General features: G+C 67.8%; 13 protein-coding genes. 7 read left to right on the forward strand and 6 right to left on the reverse strand.

All coding sequences use genetic code 11. From position 1 onward, the window contains the following. Positions 1-26: 26 nt before the first annotated feature. The 6 genes from P2T65_RS08575 to P2T65_RS08600 all read left to right on the forward strand — a co-directional run bounded on the left by P2T65_RS08575 (position 27) and on the right by P2T65_RS08600 (position 7,173). Entirely contained in the window at positions 27-1,043 is a 1,017-nt protein-coding gene (locus tag P2T65_RS08575; RefSeq protein ID WP_096335198.1) for a ribose ABC transporter permease, read from the forward strand. An 80-nt stretch (positions 1,044-1,123) separates the two neighbouring features. Continuing rightward, positions 1,124-2,056: an ABC transporter substrate-binding protein gene (locus P2T65_RS08580; protein WP_055458223.1), complete on the forward strand. Its 933-nt coding sequence runs from the start codon at positions 1,124-1,126 to the stop codon at positions 2,054-2,056. A gap of 64 nt (positions 2,057-2,120) precedes the next feature. Beyond that, positions 2,121-3,077 (forward strand): carbohydrate kinase, encoded by a 957-nt coding sequence (locus tag P2T65_RS08585; RefSeq protein ID WP_055458222.1) that lies wholly within the window; start codon positions 2,121-2,123, stop codon positions 3,075-3,077. Continuing rightward, a complete protein-coding gene (gene zwf, locus P2T65_RS08590; RefSeq protein ID WP_276199588.1) occupies positions 3,074-4,555 on the forward strand; it encodes a glucose-6-phosphate dehydrogenase in 1,482 nt (493 codons plus the stop codon). Before P2T65_RS08585 ends, zwf begins: the two co-directional genes overlap by 4 nt. A gap of 25 nt (positions 4,556-4,580) precedes the next feature. Next, positions 4,581-6,401 (forward strand): phosphogluconate dehydratase, encoded by a 1,821-nt coding sequence (edd, locus tag P2T65_RS08595; protein WP_276199589.1) that lies wholly within the window; start codon positions 4,581-4,583, stop codon positions 6,399-6,401. A 55-nt stretch (positions 6,402-6,456) separates the two neighbouring features. Next, positions 6,457-7,173, forward strand: a complete 717-nt coding sequence (locus P2T65_RS08600; protein WP_245280469.1) for a DUF1003 domain-containing protein — start codon at positions 6,457-6,459, stop codon at positions 7,171-7,173. Positions 7,174-7,228: 55 nt separating this feature from the next. On the opposite strand, the gene xylB is transcribed toward P2T65_RS08600, so the two are convergent. The 5 genes from xylB to eda all read right to left on the reverse strand — a co-directional run bounded on the left by xylB (position 7,229) and on the right by eda (position 11,420). Next, positions 7,229-8,698 (reverse strand): xylulokinase, encoded by a 1,470-nt coding sequence (xylB, locus tag P2T65_RS08605; protein WP_276199590.1) that lies wholly within the window; start codon positions 8,696-8,698, stop codon positions 7,229-7,231. 45 nt (positions 8,699-8,743) lie between these two features. Beyond that, the gene (locus P2T65_RS08610; RefSeq protein ID WP_063186446.1) at positions 8,744-9,235 is read right to left on the reverse strand and encodes a DUF192 domain-containing protein; all 492 of its coding nucleotides are present in this window, start codon (positions 9,233-9,235) and stop codon (positions 8,744-8,746) included. After that, a complete protein-coding gene (locus tag P2T65_RS08615; protein ID WP_055458217.1) occupies positions 9,216-9,830 on the reverse strand; it encodes a cold-shock protein in 615 nt (204 codons plus the stop codon). The genes P2T65_RS08610 and P2T65_RS08615 overlap by 20 nt, the downstream gene beginning before the upstream one ends. A gap of 76 nt (positions 9,831-9,906) precedes the next feature. Further along, positions 9,907-10,710 carry a Sir2 family NAD-dependent protein deacetylase gene (locus tag P2T65_RS08620; protein WP_276199591.1) on the reverse strand — a complete coding sequence of 268 codons (804 nt, stop codon included), beginning with the start codon at positions 10,708-10,710 and terminating at the stop codon, positions 9,907-9,909. Positions 10,711-10,775: 65 nt separating this feature from the next. Continuing rightward, positions 10,776-11,420: a bifunctional 4-hydroxy-2-oxoglutarate aldolase/2-dehydro-3-deoxy-phosphogluconate aldolase gene (eda, locus tag P2T65_RS08625; RefSeq protein ID WP_055458215.1), complete on the reverse strand. Its 645-nt coding sequence runs from the start codon at positions 11,418-11,420 to the stop codon at positions 10,776-10,778. A 195-nt stretch (positions 11,421-11,615) separates the two neighbouring features. Here eda and P2T65_RS08630 point away from each other — a divergent pair, with 195 nt between their 5' ends. Beyond that, positions 11,616-12,629 carry a heparan-alpha-glucosaminide N-acetyltransferase gene (locus tag P2T65_RS08630; RefSeq protein ID WP_082464729.1) on the forward strand — a complete coding sequence of 338 codons (1,014 nt, stop codon included), beginning with the start codon at positions 11,616-11,618 and terminating at the stop codon, positions 12,627-12,629. Positions 12,630-12,691: 62 nt separating this feature from the next. Here the strand turns inward: P2T65_RS08630 and P2T65_RS08635 are convergent, their stop codons facing one another. Continuing rightward, positions 12,692-15,097, reverse strand: a complete 2,406-nt coding sequence (locus P2T65_RS08635; RefSeq protein WP_071923815.1) for a ribonuclease E/G — start codon at positions 15,095-15,097, stop codon at positions 12,692-12,694. Between the last annotated feature and the right edge of the window lie 249 nt (positions 15,098-15,346).

The raw sequence follows: 15,346 nt of genomic DNA on the forward strand, positions 1-15,346 counted from the left end.
GCGACCAGACGAGAGGGAACGTCCCCATGTCCGCAGCCGAAGAAGCCGCGCTCGCCACACATCGGCGCATCATGTTGCAAGGGTTGTTGCGCACCGTCGGCATGCTGCCGGTGCTCGTCATCCTGTGCATCCTCATTCACGTGCTCACCCTCTATGTCACCGGGGAGGGGCGCTTCCTGACGGCGCAGAACCTGTCCATCGTCGCCCAGCAAGCGGCAATCAACACGGTGCTCGCCGCGGGCATGACCTTCGTCATCCTGACAGGCGGCATCGACCTGTCCGTCGGCTCGATACTCGCTGCCTCGGCGATGGTCGCCGTCATCGCCTCGCAGGACTTCGGCGTCCTCGGCGTGCCGGCCGCCATGGCCACCGGCCTCTTCTTCGGCCTCCTCAACGGCGCACTCATCGCCTTCGTGCGGCTGCCGCCCTTCATCGTCACGCTCGGCTCGCTCACGGCCGTACGCGGTGTTGCGCGCCTCCTCGGCAACGACACGACGGTGTTCAACCCGGAACTGCCCTTCGCCTTCATCGGCAACGGCTCGCTCGTCATCATTCCGGGCGTCCTCTCGATCCCGTGGCTCGCGGTCATCGCCATCGCGGTGATCCTCGCCTCCTGGTTCATCCTGCGGCGCACCGTGCTCGGCGTTCACATCTATGCCGTCGGCGGCAACGCCGATGCGGCGCGCCTGTCCGGCATCAAGGTCTGGGCCGTGCTGCTCTTCGTCTATGCCGTCTCCGGCCTCCTCGCCGGCCTTGGCGGAGCCATGTCGGCGGCGCGGCTCTATGCCGCCAACGGTCTGCAGCTCGGCCAGTCGTACGAGCTCGATGCCATCGCGGCGGTCATCCTCGGCGGCACGAGCTTCGTCGGCGGCATCGGCTCCATCTGGGGCACGCTCATCGGCGCGCTGATCATCGCCGTGCTGTCGAACGGCCTCATCCTGCTCGGCGTGTCCGACATCTGGCAGTTCATCATCAAGGGCCTCGTCATCATCGGTGCCGTGGCGCTCGACCGCTTCCGCCTGCAGGGCAGCGCCCGCACCTGACAGGCCGTCCGGCTCACGATCGGCGCCGTTCTGGTCCGGCGCCACGGACGCTCAACGACAGGACCAGGGAGGGAAATATCATGCTGAAACGCGTTCTGCTTGCCGGTGCCGCTCTCGCGCTCGCGACCTCCGTCGCCAGCGCCAAGGACCTCAAGGCGGTCGGCATCACGCTCGGCTCGCTCGGTAACCCGTTCTTCGTCACGCTGGCCAAGGGCGCCGAAGCCAAGGCCAAGGAGATCAACCCGGCCGTGCGCGTCACCGCGGTTTCGGCCGACTACGACCTCAACAAGCAGTTCACCCAGATCGACAATTTCATCGCCTCGGGCGTCGACCTCATCCTCCTCAATGCGGTCGATCCCAAGGCCATCGAGCCGGCGGTGAAGAAGGCGCAGGCAGCCGGCATCGTCGTGATGGCGGTGGACGTCGCAGCATCCGGCGCGGATGCGACAGTGCAGACCAACAATGTCCAAGCCGGCGAGATCGCCTGCCAATACATCGTCGACAAGCTCGGCGGCAAGGGCGACGTCATCATCCAGAACGGCCCGCAAGTTTCGGCCGTCATCGACCGTGTCAACGGCTGCAAGGCGGTGTTCGAGAAGGCACCGGGCATCAAGGTGCTGTCCTCGGATCAGGACGGCAAGGGCTCACGCGAGGGCGGCCTCAATGTCATGCAGGGGCATCTCACGCGCTTCCCGAAGATCGATGCCGTCTTCGCCATCAACGACCCGCAAGCGATCGGCACGGATCTCGCCGCCAAGCAGTTGAACCGCACGGGCATCGTCATCACGTCCGTGGACGGCGCGCCCGACATCGAGGCCGCCCTCAAGGGCAACACGATGGTCGAGGCCTCCGCCAGCCAGGATCCATATGCCATGGCGCAGCAGGCGGTCGAGGTTGGCTACGGCATCATGAACGGCAAGAAGCCGGAGCAGCCGATGGTGCTCATGCCCTCGACGCTCGTCACGCGCGACAACGTGAAGGACTACAAGGGCTGGTCGGCGCCGCGCAGCTGAGCCGTCTCACCCGGAGGCGGGCGCCGATAGCCGGCGCCCGCACAACAAGAGGCATGCCAGAGTCATGATTCTCGTTTGCGGCGAGGCGCTCGTCGATCTCTTCATCAAGGCGCGCGGTGCGGGGGGGCTCGATGCCGAAGCCGTCGTCGGTGGCTCGCCCTTCAACGTCGCGGTCGGCCTTGCGCGCCTCGGCTGCCCGGCCGCCTTCTGCGGCGCTATCGCCCGTGATCCACTTGGCGAGGAACTTGTCGCCACGCTGGTGCGCAACGGCATCGATGTCGCCCACGTGCGGCGCAGTGACCGGCCGACGACCTTGTCGGTGGCGACCGCGACCCAAGACGGCAGTGTGCATTACCGCTTCTATGGGGAGGAGGCGGCGGACCGCGACCTGCCGGCCGACGCGCTGCCGGACTGCAGCGGTTTTTCCGCCATCGCCGTCGGCTCCTACAGCCTCGGCGTGGAGCCGGTGGGTGCGACCATCGAGACGCTTCTGGCGCGCGAGGGCGCGCGCCGCGTCGTCAGCATCGATCCCAACCTGAGGCCGGACCTCATCAGCGACATGGGCGTCTGGCGGGAGCGCTTCGCACGGCTCGTCACCCATGCGACCATCGTCAAGGCGAGCGTCGAGGACATCGCCACTGCTTATGGTGAGGGGGTCGATGTCGACGAGATGGCAGCGTCCTGGCTCGCGGCAGGGGTGAAGCTCGTCGCGGTGACGCGGGGCGAGAAAGGCGCCAGCGCCTATCTCGCCGACGGCACCGTTCTCGACGTGCCGGCGCGGCCGATTCGGCTCGTCGATGCCGTCGGCGCGGGCGACACCTTCCATGCCGCGCTTCTTGCCTTCCTCGCCGGACGCGGCAAGCTCGACCGGCAGGCGATCGCGACGATCGACCACGAGACCGTCACGCAAGCGCTGCACTATGCCGTGAGCGCCGCCTCGATCACCTGCAGCCGACGCGGCGCCGATTTGCCCTCGCAGCAGGACGTGGAGGCAATTTTGCACGAAAGAACAATGGCATGACGAGCCGTGTTATTCCTGTTTCTCCGTTCGTGCTCGTGGTCTTCGGGGCAACGGGCGATCTCTCCCAGCGCAAGCTGCTGCCGGCGCTCTACCACCGCGACCAGGCCGGGCAGCTGCCGGACGAGGCACGGATCGTCGGCACCTCGCGCCGCAGCCTGAGCGAGGATGCGTTTCGTGCGCTGGCGAAGAAGGCGATCGAGGAACACGTCGCGGCGCGCGATATCGAACCCGTGGCGCTTGAGCGGTTCCTTGCCCGGTTAAGCTATGTCGCGGCAGATGCCGGCGGCAAGGAGGGCTGGGACGCCCTTGCTCGCGCCGCCGAGGCCGAAGAGCATTTCGTCCGCGTCTTCTATCTCGCGACCTCGCCCGATCTGTTCGGCCCGATCTGCGAGCGCATCGGCGCGCACGGCCTCGTCGACGGGCGCTCCCGTGTCGTGGTCGAGAAGCCGCTCGGCAAGGACCTTGCCTCGGCGCAGCGGCTGAACGAGGCCATCGGCCGCGTGTTTCCCGAAGAGAGCATCTACCGCATCGACCACTATCTCGGGAAAGAAACGGTCCAGAACCTGATGGCGCTGCGCTTCGCCAATGCGCTGTTCGAGCCGTTGTGGAACGCTGCGCACATCGACCATGTGCAGATCACGGTGGCCGAATCCCTCGGCGTCGAGGGGCGGGCGGGCTATTACGACACCGCCGGTGCCATGCGCGACATGGTGCAGAACCACATCCTGCAGTTGCTCTGCCTCGTCGCAATGGAGACGCCGACATCGATCGCGGCCGATCCCGTCCGCGACGAGAAGCTCAAGGTTCTCAAGGCGCTGGTGCCGATCGGCCCGCACAATGCCGGTCAGCTCACGGTGCGCGGCCAGTACCGCGCCGGCGCGTCGGCCGGCGGCGCGGTGCCGGGCTATCTCGAGGAGCTCGGCGCCCATGTCAGCAACACGGAGACCTTCGTCGCCCTGAAGGCCGAGATCGCCAACTGGCGCTGGGCCGGCGTGCCGTTCTACCTGCGCACGGGCAAGAGGCTCGCCACGCGCGTATCGGAGATCGTCGTCACCTTCCGCGCCATTCCCCATTCGGTCTTCGATGCCGGCGCCGGGCCGATCACACCCAACCGCCTGGTCATCCGGCTGCAGCCGGACGAAGGCGTGAAGCTGTGGCTGATGATCAAGGATCCCGGCCCCGGCGGCATGCGTCTGCAGCACCTGCCGCTCGACATGAGCTTCGCCGAGGCCTTCGGCGTGCGCAATCCGGACGCCTACGAGCGCCTGATCCTCGACGTTGTGCGCGGCAACCAGACGCTGTTCATGCGCCGCGACGAGGTGGAGGCGGCCTGGACCTGGATCGACCCCATCATCGAGACCTGGCAGGAGACGCGCGACGCCCCCAAGTCCTACACGGCGGGCACGTGGGGCCCCTCCGCGTCGATCGCTCTCATCGAGCGCGACGGCCGCACCTGGTACGAAGACGGCGCGCTGTAGCGCAAGCGGATCAACGGAGATTGCCATGACCGTTCAAGCGCGCATCGGTGAAGTCACCGAACGCATCGCAAGGCGCAGCCGCGACGCGCGCACGCGCTATCTCGAACGCATCGCCGCCGCGGCCGAGGCCAAACCGCGGCGCGGCCATCTCGGCTGTGCCAATCTCGCGCACGGCTTTGCCGCCTGCGGGCCGCAGGACAAGGAGCGGCTCGCCGGCTCGGACGCGCCGAACCTCGGCATCGTCACCGCCTACAACGACATGCTCTCGGCGCACCAGCCGTTCGAGCGCTTCCCCGAGCTCATCCGCGCCGCCGTGCGCGAGGCGGGCGGCACTGCCCAGGTCGCCGGCGGCGTGCCGGCCATGTGCGACGGCGTCACCCAGGGCGAGGCCGGCATGGAGCTGTCGCTGTTCTCGCGCGACGTCATCGCGCTGTCGACCGCGGTCGCCCTGTCGCACCAGATGTTCGACGCCGCCGTCTTCCTCGGCGTCTGCGACAAGATCGTGCCCGGGCTCGTCATCGGCGCCTTGTCCTTCGGCCATCTGCCGGCCGTCTTCGTGCCGGCGGGGCCGATGACCTCGGGCCTCTCCAACGACGAGAAGGCCAAGACCCGCCAGCTCTACGCCGAGGGCAAGGTGGGGCGCGACGCGCTGCTCGAATCCGAGATGAAGTCTTATCACGGGCCCGGCACCTGCACCTTCTACGGCACGGCCAATTCCAACCAGATGCTCATGGAGATCATGGGCCTGCACCTGCCCGGCGCGTCCTTCGTCAACCCGAACACCAGCCTGCGCGATGCCCTGACGCAGGCGGCCGCCAGGCGCGCCATCGCCATCACGGCGCTCGGCAACGAATACACGCCGGTCGGGCGCATCATCGACGAGAAGGCCGTGGTCAATGGCGTGGTCGGCCTGCACGCGACGGGCGGCTCGACCAACCACACCCTGCATCTTGTCGCCATGGCGGCGGCCGCCGGCATCACGCTCACCTGGGACGACTTCGCCGATCTCGCCGAGGTGACGCCGCTGCTGGCGCGCGTCTATCCGAACGGCAAGGCGGACGTGAACCATTTCCACGCCGCCGGCGGCATGGGCTTCCTCATTCGCGAGCTCCTCGGCGGCGGTCTGCTGCACCGGGACGTCACCACCGTCTGGGGCACGGGGCTCGACGGTTATCTTGTGGAGCCCGGCCTCGACGAGAACGGCGGCATCGCCTGGCGCGAAGCGGCGAGCGAGAGCGGCAACACCGACATCCTGCGCGGCGTCGGGGAGCCTTTCCAGCCCACGGGCGGGCTCAGGGTACTGGATGGCCCGCTCGGCCGGGCCGTGATCAAGACCTCTGCGGTGGCGCCCGAGCGCCACGTGGTCGAGGCTCCGGCTCGGGTCTTCCACAGCCAGGAGGAACTGCAAGCCGCCTTCAAGGCGGGGGTGCTGACGGGCGACTTCGTCGCCGTGGTGCGTTACCAGGGGCCGAAGGCGAATGGCATGCCGGAGTTGCACAAGCTGACGCCGCCCCTCACCGTGCTGCAAGACCGCGGCCAGCGGGTCGCCCTCGTCACCGACGGGCGGATGTCGGGCGCTTCGGGCAAGGTGCCGGCTGCGATCCATGTCACGCCCGAAGCCGCTGACGGCGGCGCCATCGCAAGGATCCGCGACGGTGATATCATTCGTGTAGATGCCCTCAGCGGTCGCCTCGATGTTCTGGTCGATGCGACGGAGTTTGCAGCTCGCGCTCCGGTGGAGGCGGATCTGTCGGCCTCGCACGTCGGGGTCGGGCGGGAGCTTTTCGCCGGCTTCCGTCACCTGGTTGGCACAGCCGACAAGGGGGCAACCGTCTTCCCGGCTTGAGGGGACAGGCTGCGCACGGATAGTGTGACGGCGAATGGCTCCGTGGAGGTGCAGCATGGCCGGGCGCAACGACCGCATGCGTGGGCAGGGGCTGCGGCGAGAACAGCGGGCGGCGAAGAAGGCCGACGCCGTGCCGCTCGACGTCGTCAGCCCCCAGTTGCTGCAGCGCGTGCTGCGCGAGCAGCCGCAGCTTGCCGAGACTGGTACCATCGATCGGCTGGACCTTGCGCGCCATCGCGCCGGCTATGTCGAGGACCTGCTCCGGCAGGAGCGGGGGGAGCTTTCGGATCTCGACCGGCGCGTCGCCGAAAGCATGACGAGCGAGACGACGCTTGCCGCCAATATCGAGCATGAATACAGCGGCCAGCGCACGTTTGGCGAGCGTATGGCCGACAATCTCGCACGCTTCGGCGGCAGCTGGACCTTCATCATCGTCTTCGGCATCATGCTCGCCGGCTGGATCACCATCAACGCGCGCTCGGCCGGCGGGGAAGCCTTCGATCCTTATCCCTTCATCCTGCTCAACCTGGTGCTGTCGTGCCTTGCCGCCGTGCAGGCGCCGATCATCATGATGAGCCAGAAGCGGCAGGAGGCGAAGGACCGGCTGCGGTCCCGCAACGACTATCTCATCAATCTCAAGGCCGAGCTCGAGATTCGCCACCTGCACGAGAAAATCGACCACCTTCTCACCCGGCAATGGCAGCGGCTGACCGAACTGCAGACACTGCAGATCGAGCTGATGGAGGAGATCAGCGCCCTTCGCCGCACATAGCCGGCCGCAGAGAAGATGGTTTAATTCGACCGCTCGATGCGCTGATAAATCTCATTTAATCCGTTCTGAATTCGCTCTTGAGCGCCTGATAGAGTCGCTTGAAACGCGCGAAGGCCGGCCGATAGGCCGCTGCGAGATTCCGGTCCGGCTCGATCATCTCAGCCACCGCCGGTGTCCGGCAAACGGCGGCCGGATCTTCGCCTGTCGTCGCGATCCGGGCGAGCCTGGCGGCGCCGAAGGCCGGGCCCTTCGCGCCGCCGCTGTAGAGCGTGATGGGACGCTCGAGCGCGCTCGCCATCAGGCGCATCCAGAACCGGCTGCGCGAGCCGCCACCGATCGCGGCGACCGCTTTGGCATGCGTCCCGGCATGGGCAAGGCATTCCTGCGCCTCGGCGAAGGAGAAGGCGACGCCTTCGAGCACCGCCTGGACCATTTCTTCGCGCGTCACGTCCGGCGCGAGGCCGAAGAACACGCCGCGGGCATGCGGATCGTTGTGCGGCGTGCGCTCGCCCGTGAGATAGGGCAGGAACAGGGGACGGGCCGGCCGGCCCGAAAAGGCGGCTTCGGTGCTGGCAAGGAGAGCGCCGATATCGTCGGCTGCGAGGATCTTCGCCGCCCAGCCGAGCGCGCTCGCGCCGTTCAGCAGCGCCGCCATCTGGAACCAGCGGCCGGGCAGGGCGTGGCAGAAGGCATGCACATAGGCCTCCGGATAAGGCCGGAAGCTGCCGGTGGTGACGAAATACTGCCCCGAGGTGCCGAGCGAGAGGAAGGCATCGCCGTCATTGACGGCGCCAATGCCAATGCCTCCCGCTGCAGCATCGCCCGCGCCTCCGGCAACCGGCAGGCCGGCGGGCAGGCCGAGTGCCTGCGCCATAGTGGCCTGCAGGCTGCCGGCCAAGGCCGTGCCTTCGACGAGGCGCGGCATGTGCGCCCGCGTGAGGCCGGTCGCCGCAAGAATGTCGTCGGACCAGTCGCGCCGGGCTTCGTCGAGCCACAGCGTGCCGGCCGCGTCCGACATGTCGGTGACCGCCTCGCCCGTGAGCCGAAACCGAACATAGTCCTTGGGCAAAAGGATCCTGGCCACCCTGCGGAAGGTCTCGGGTTCGTTCGTTGCCAGCCACAGAAGCTTCGGCGCCGTGAAACCGGGCATGGCTGGCACTCCGGCGACGTGGCCAAGCGTCGGCAGGCGGCGGGCCAGCGCGGCGCATTCCGCATGGGCGCGACCGTCGTTCCAGAGGATGGCCGGGCGCAGCACATCGCCGGCCGCATCGAGCAGTACCGCCCCATGCATCTGGCCGGACAGGCCGAGGCCGCGGACAGCCGCGAAGGCGCGGGGTGCGGCGCACCGCAGCCGGCCCAGAACCGTTACCGTCGCCTGCCACCAGTCCTGCGGGTCCTGCTCGGCCCAGAGCGGGTGCGGACGCGCGATGGCGAGCGCCTCCTCCGCCTCGGCGAGGAGCGCTTCGTTCTCGCCGACCAGAACGGCCTTCACAGCCGATGTGCCGATGTCGATGCCGAGGTACATGCGTTCACCGGGCGCGGAACCGCCCGTCCTCGTCGCTGCCGCGTCCTACCGGCCGGAGAACAGCGGGTGTTCCACTTTATCCCCGGGCCTTGCACCGATACGCGCCGCCGTGCCGGCATTGAGCTCCAACACCGACAGGACGGGCTCACCGGACGGCACGATGCGGGTCGACAGCGGTTCGGTGCGCTGGGCGATTCGCGCAATGGTGCCGTCGGCCCGGATAAACAGCATGTCGAGCGAGATATAGGTGTTCTTCATCCACATCGAGACCGGGGCTGCCTCGCCGAAGTCGAAGAGCATGCCGCGATCGGCCGGCAGGAACCGGCGGTTCATGAGGCCGATGGCCCGCTCCTCCGGCGTGCGCACAACCTCGACGGCGAAGGCGTGGCTGCCGCTCGCCGTCCGGATCGTCAGGTTCTCGAGGGATTGCGCCAACGCGGCCGTGGCCGAGGCGAGCCAAACGACAGCGGCCAGGCCGAGCCGAAGGCGCCGCCACGGGCTCTCGGCAGCACCGGCCTCAATGGGTGGCAGGCGCATGGCCCCCGTCCGCCGGGCGCACTTCTGCCGCCATGAGGCCCTTCGGCCCGTTGCCGAAGCGCACGAGCAGCTGCTGGCCGGGCTTCACCTCGGTGATGCCGAAGCGCCGCAGGGTTTCCATATGAATGAAGATGTCCGGGGTGCCTTCCCCGCGCGTGACGAAGCCGAAGCCGCGTAGCCGGTTAAACCACTTCACGGTGACGGCTTCGAGCGCGCTCGTCGGCACGACAGTGACGTGCGTGCGCGGCGGCGGCAGTTCGCTCGGATGCAGCGCCGTCGATTCGTCGAGCGAGATGATGCGCACCGCCTGCAGGCCACGTGCGCGGCGCGCCACCTCGCAGACCACGCGTGCACCTTCACTCGCGGTCTCGTAGCCCTCCCGCTTCAGGCATGTGACGTGCACCAGCACATCCGGCAGGCCGTTGTCGGGCACGATGAAGCCGAAGCCCTTGGCGACATCAAACCACTTGATGTGACCAGCGAGCTCGACGAGCGGCTCGGCCACCGTTTCCAGATCAGCACTGCCCGTCAGGCGCGCTTCAACGGCTGCGCCGACCTTGGAGCCGAAACCATTTGAAGAAAATTCGTCGGACATGAAACCACCAGCCGAATCGTAGAGAACGATTCCCCAGACAAGGATAACACTCACAGACGCAGCGCAAAGTCAGAATTCATGAATAATTAATGCTCCGCCCGGCGTCGCCGGACAGTTCGACGAGTCGCGTGCAGATTGCGCCGATCTCGCCGTTGAAAACAAGGTCGGCAATGTCGTCGAGCGGTGTTGCCTCACGGTTGATGATGACGAGGCGAGCCCCATGCCGCTTCGCCAGCACCGGCAGACCCGCCGCCGGATGGACCAACAGCGACGAGCCGATGGCGATGAATAGATCGCTCGTGCGCGCCAGCGCCTGGGCCCGCTGCAGCGCCTGCTGCGGCAAGGCCTGACCGAAGGAGATGGTGGCGGATTTGACCATGCCGCCGCAATGCGGGCAGGTGGGCGGCAGCCCGCTCGCTTCGAAGACCGAGCGGATATCCGCCAGTTCCTGCCTCTCGGCACAGTCGAGGCAGGCTGCATAGGTTCCGTTGCCGTGAAGTTCGATCACCCGCTCCTCCGGCACGCCGGCGGCCTGCTGCAGGCCGTCGATGTTCTGGGTGATGATGGCCGGCGCCTTGCCAGCGGCGACGAGACCGGCAAGGAAATGATGCCCACGACCGGGAGTCGCGCCCGCATAGAGATCGTCCATGGCGAACTTCCGCCGCCACGCCTCCCGCCGTGCCTCCGCACTCGCCAGGAAGGCATCGAAGGCAATGGGCCGGTTCGCGAGCCAGGGACTGCCCGGCGAGCGAAAATCGGGCACACCGCTCTCCGTCGAGATCCCCGCGCCGGTGAAGGGCGCGACGACCTCCGCCGAGACCAGCCATTCGGCCAGAACCTCGAGATCCTCGTCGAGATCTGCAGGATCAGATGCAGTCATCGCCCACGGCCGCATTCACGCACGCGGGCTCATTGAAGCAGTCGGCGAGGGCAGCCGCAACCGGCTCAGGCTGCACGCAGTTCGTCGACCCTCCTGCGGGCCTTGGCGGCCTCGTCGCGGATCGCGGCCCAGTCGCCGGCCGAGACCGCCGCTGGCGGCGTCAGCCATGTCCCGCCGACGCACATCACCATCTTCTGGGAGAGGTAGTCGCCGAGATTGGCCGTGTTGACGCCGCCCGTCGGGCAGAAGACGACCTTGGGAAAGGGGCCGGCGAGCGCCTTGATCATGGCGATGCCGCCGGCCTGCTCGGCCGGGAAGAACTTCAGGGCCGTGCGGCCGCGCTCGCCCGCGCGCATCACTTCCGAGGCCGTGGCGACGCCGGGCAGCCAGGGCAGGCCGGCAGCCTTGGCCGCATCGTCCAGCGTCTCGCTGAACCCGGGGCTGACGACGGCCTTGGCGCCGGCATCGCGCACCTGAGCGAACTGGGCCGGCTGCACGACCGTGCCGGCAATGACGAACATCTGCGGGCATTCCCGGGCCACCGCCTCGATGGCGGCGAGACCGGCCTCGGTGCGCAGCGTGAGCTCGATCACGTCGATGCCGCCGTCGAGGAGGGCGCGGGCCAGCGACACGGCGGCGGCCGCGTCCGGCACCGAGACGACCGGGATGACGCCGCAGGCCTTCATTCGCTCGATATGGATGTCGCTCATTGCTGGCTCCATGGCTCACCGATCTTGCCCTTGCTTTTGACGCGAAGCGCAGACGGCCGCAAGTCCGTTTCAAACGATTTAGCAGAAAGGTTCGTCCGCGGCATTCACCGGTCGGCCCATTCTCGCTGAGGGCAAAAGGGGCTATGAGCGAGGAAACCCGCGCGGCAGATGCGCGAAGCAGCCGGAGGTGAATGCATGACGTCCGCCCGAGACGGGTCGTCCCTGTCCGCGACCTTGGAGGACGAGGCCTCCCCGGGCAACGCCGGCATCCATGGCCACGGCCGGCTTCTTGGCATCGACCTGGCGCGGGGCATCGCGCTCCTCGCCATGGCGGTCTATCACGGCGCATGGGACGCGAGCCATCTCGGTCTCACGAGCGTCGACGTCGTCAACGATCCAGGCTGGCGGCTCTTTGCCCGGGCCATCGCCGCCTCGTTCCTCCTGCTCGTCGGCTTCAGCCTCGTGCTCGCCCATGGAAGCAGGATTCGCTGGCAGGCCTTCCTGCGGCGGCTCGCGGTGATCGTCGCGGCGGCGGCGGCGATCACCATCGTGACCTTCTTCGCCTTTCCGCAGAGCTACATCTTCTTCGGCATCCTGCATTGCATCGCCCTCTCGAGCCTGCTTGCCCTGCCGTTCCTGCGGCTGCCGCCGGCCGTCGCTGCGGCCGCCGGCATCGCCGTCGTGGCGGCTCCGGGGCTCGTCGCATCGCCGCTGTTCGACCTGCCGGCGCTCGCCTTCGTCGGCCTCGGCACGCAGGTACCGGTGTCGAACGACTACGTGCCGCTCTTCCCGTGGTTCGGGCCGGTCCTGCTCGGCATGGCCGCCGGCCGCCTTGCGGTCGACCGAAATCTGACGGCATGGCTGCAGACCAGCCGGACGCCGGGCCTGGCCGGACGTCTCATTGCCTGGACAGGCCGGCACAGCCTGGCCTTCTATCTCGTTCACCAGCCCGTGCTGTTCGGCCTCATGTTCCTTGCCGCCCACGCACTCGGCATCACCCGCCAGCCCTCCGTGGCGGCAGGCTTCGTCCCCCAGTGCCGCGCGAGCTGCGAGCAGACCGGTGTCGCAGCGGCCGCGTGCAAGCGCTATTGCACCTGTGCCGACGCGGCGATCCGGCAAGAGCGTATCGATCTCGCGGACGCGTCGGCAGACACCCGGGGGCGTGTCACCGCCATCGTCAATCGCTGCCGGACAGGCGCGAGGCAGTAGCCAAGATGGCAGCGGCGGGCCTTGGCCCGCCGCTTCTTGATACCGACATTTGCTCGTGGGGCTCAGCCACCGGTGAGGCTGGCCTTGGCGCGGGCCCACCAGCCCGTGCGCTTCGGCCGGTTGGCGTCCTCCTCCACCGGCTCCGGCTCGGCCGGCTTCTGCGGCGCCGGAGTGGGTGCCGCTTCCACGACGGGGAGGGGCTGCTCGGGCGGCACGGCCGCCGCTTGCTCTTCTACCGCATCGGCCGGAGACTCTGTCTCGGCCTCGACAGCAGCTTCCGCTGCGTTTCCGGCCTCGTCGGCCGCGCGCTTGCCCCGTGCGGGGCGGCGCGTGCGGCGTCGCTTGGCCGGCGCAGACTCCTCCGTCTCCTCGGCAGGTGTCTCGGTCGGCAGTCCGACGGCTGCTTCGGCCACGATCTGCGCGGGATCTTCGGTGCCGGCGGTCTGAGAACCCGATTCCTCATCGTCCTGAGATTCGAGCGCGGTCGCCGGCTCGGCACCGGCAGGCGCTGCCGCCTCGCGGCCCTCGCCACCGCGTCCACCGCGACGGCGACGGCGGCGGCGGCGGCGTTTGCCGTTACCGTCCTCGGTGCCATCCTGCGGGCCGCGGGCCTGCTGCGGCGCCTCCTCGGTCACCTCCTCGTCCTCGTCGGCGACCTCCGCCTCCTCCTCGATGGCCGGCGCGCTCTCGATGCGGATGCCTGTCGCAGGCGCGCGCGCTTCGCTGCGCAGGACGGCCTCGCCGCGCTCGATGGTGAAGTTCGTGGTGCCGGAAAGCGTATCGTCACCGAAGATGGCGATTCCGACGTCGAAGCGGGTTTCGAGCTCGCGCAGATGCACGCGCTTCTGATTGAGGATGTAAAGCGCAACTTCAGTCCGCGTCTTGACGACGACGTTGTGCGCGGCGCTCTTGAGCAGCGCCTCCTCGATGGAGCGCAGGATGTGCAACGCGACCGACGCCGTGGCGCGGACGAAGCCCGAGCCGCCGCAGTGGTGGCAGACTACGGTGGAACTTTCCAGCACGCCCGTGCGGATGCGCTGGCGCGACATCTCGAGCAGGCCGAAGGCCGATATGCGGCCGACCTGAATGCGAGCCCGGTCGTTCTTCAGGCACTCCTTCAGCTTCTTCTCGACGGCGCGGTTGTTGCGCTTTTCCTCCATGTCGATGAAGTCGATGACGATAAGGCCGGCAAGGTCGCGCAGGCGCAACTGGCGCGATATCTCCTCGGCCGCCTCCAGATTCGTCTTGAGCGCCGTGTCCTCGATGTTGTGCTCGCGCGTCGAGCGGCCCGAGTTCACGTCGATGGAGACGAGCGCTTCCGTCGGGTTGATGACGATGTAGCCGCCCGACTTCAGCGTGACCTGGTTGGAGAACATCGCGTCGAGCTGCGCCTCGACACCGAACTTGGCGAAAAGCGGCTGCGGATCCCTGTAGGGCTTCACGACCTTGGCATGGCTCGGCATGAGCATGCGCATGAAGTCCTTGGCCTCGCGATAGCCATCATCGCCGGAGACCTGAACCTCGTCGATGTCCTTGTTGTAGAGATCGCGGATGGCGCGCTTGATGAGCGAGCCTTCCTCATAGACAAGCGCCGGAGCGGTAGACTTCAGCGTCAGCTCGCGCACGCTCTCCCACATGCGTAGCAGATATTCGAAGTCCCGCTTGATCTCCGCCTTGGTGCGCGAAGCCCCCGCCGTGCGCAGGATGACGCCCATGCCCTCGGGCACATCGAGCTCCTGGGCGATGGTCTTGAGGCGCTTGCGGTCGGTGACGTTGGTGATCTTGCGCGAGATGCCGCCGCCGCGCGCGGTGTTGGGCATCAGCACAGAATAGCGCCCGGCGAGCGAGAGATAGGTCGTTAGCGCCGCGCCCTTGTTGCCGCGCTCTTCCTTGACCACCTGAACGAGCAATACCTGACGGCGCTTGATCACCTCCTGGATCTTGTACTGGCGACGCAGCGGACGGTGCCGGCGGTCCGGCACCTCCTCGCCGACGTCGGCGCCGCCGAGGTGCTCAATCACCTCTTCCTCGCCGTTCGCCTCAGCCCCTTCGCTGTCGTGGGCGGCTGCGCCGTCGTCCGCCCCGGGCTCGGCGCTCACGATCGCGTCGTCGCCTTTGCGCGAGCGCTTGGCCTGGCGGCGGCGGGCGGCGCGCTCCTCGTCCTTTTCGGCCTCGCGCTCGGCCTGAGCCTCCTCGGCGAGCAAGGCCTGCCGATCGGCCACGGGAATCTGGTAATAGTCGGGATGGATCTCGCTGAAGGCGAGAAAGCCGTGACGATTGCCGCCGTACTCGACGAAGGCGGCCTGCAGGGACGGTTCGACCCGCGTGACTTTGGCGAGATAGATATTGCCGCGAAGCTGCTTGCGATTGGCGGATTCGAAGTCGAACTCTTCGACGCGGTTACCGCGGACGACCACCACCCGGGTTTCTTCCGGGTGGGAGGCGTCGATGAGCATCTTGTTTGCCATGTTGAACTCTCATACGGGCGACCTCCGGCGCATGCCGCTGGGCAATTCCGTGCGAAACAACGTCTGCTCCGCCAGCCGGAAGGCGGCAGGCGGCGTCCGTCGACAGGTCGCGGGCGCACCGCTGGATGCGGGCGCAGGGGGTGATGGGAATGCAGTGGTGTGGAAGAGCCGGAGCAGGCCGTACGAATATCCCCCGACCATCGCGCCGCGTCCTGCGGTCGGCGATGGAGCAAGCCGGGCGATCGCTGT

The organism is Chelatococcus sp. XZ-Ab1, from assembly GCF_029309855.1.
GTDB classification, from domain to species: domain Bacteria; phylum Pseudomonadota; class Alphaproteobacteria; order Rhizobiales; family Beijerinckiaceae; genus Chelatococcus_A; species Chelatococcus_A sambhunathii.

Excerpts from the sequence above, each read along its gene's own strand:
- P2T65_RS08615 (WP_055458217.1), bottom strand. The coding sequence starts at position 9,830 with ATGTCCGACGAATTTTCTTCAAATGGTTTCGGCTCCAAGGTCGGCGCA.
- P2T65_RS08600 (WP_245280469.1), top strand. The coding sequence starts at position 6,457 with ATGGCCGGGCGCAACGACCGCATGCGTGGGCAGGGGCTGCGGCGAGAA.
- P2T65_RS08585 (WP_055458222.1), top strand. The coding sequence starts at position 2,121 with ATGATTCTCGTTTGCGGCGAGGCGCTCGTCGATCTCTTCATCAAGGCG.
- xylB (WP_276199590.1), bottom strand. The coding sequence starts at position 8,698 with ATGTACCTCGGCATCGACATCGGCACATCGGCTGTGAAGGCCGTTCTG.
- zwf (WP_276199588.1), top strand. The coding sequence starts at position 3,074 with ATGACGAGCCGTGTTATTCCTGTTTCTCCGTTCGTGCTCGTGGTCTTC.
- P2T65_RS08575 (WP_096335198.1), top strand. The coding sequence starts at position 27 with ATGTCCGCAGCCGAAGAAGCCGCGCTCGCCACACATCGGCGCATCATG.
- P2T65_RS08580 (WP_055458223.1), top strand. The coding sequence starts at position 1,124 with ATGCTGAAACGCGTTCTGCTTGCCGGTGCCGCTCTCGCGCTCGCGACC.
- P2T65_RS08610 (WP_063186446.1), bottom strand. The coding sequence starts at position 9,235 with ATGCGCCTGCCACCCATTGAGGCCGGTGCTGCCGAGAGCCCGTGGCGG.
- P2T65_RS08620 (WP_276199591.1), bottom strand. The coding sequence starts at position 10,710 with ATGACTGCATCTGATCCTGCAGATCTCGACGAGGATCTCGAGGTTCTG.
- edd (WP_276199589.1), top strand. The coding sequence starts at position 4,581 with ATGACCGTTCAAGCGCGCATCGGTGAAGTCACCGAACGCATCGCAAGG.
- eda (WP_055458215.1), bottom strand. The coding sequence starts at position 11,420 with ATGAGCGACATCCATATCGAGCGAATGAAGGCCTGCGGCGTCATCCCG.
- P2T65_RS08630 (WP_082464729.1), top strand. The coding sequence starts at position 11,616 with ATGACGTCCGCCCGAGACGGGTCGTCCCTGTCCGCGACCTTGGAGGAC.
- P2T65_RS08635 (WP_071923815.1), bottom strand. The coding sequence starts at position 15,097 with ATGGCAAACAAGATGCTCATCGACGCCTCCCACCCGGAAGAAACCCGG.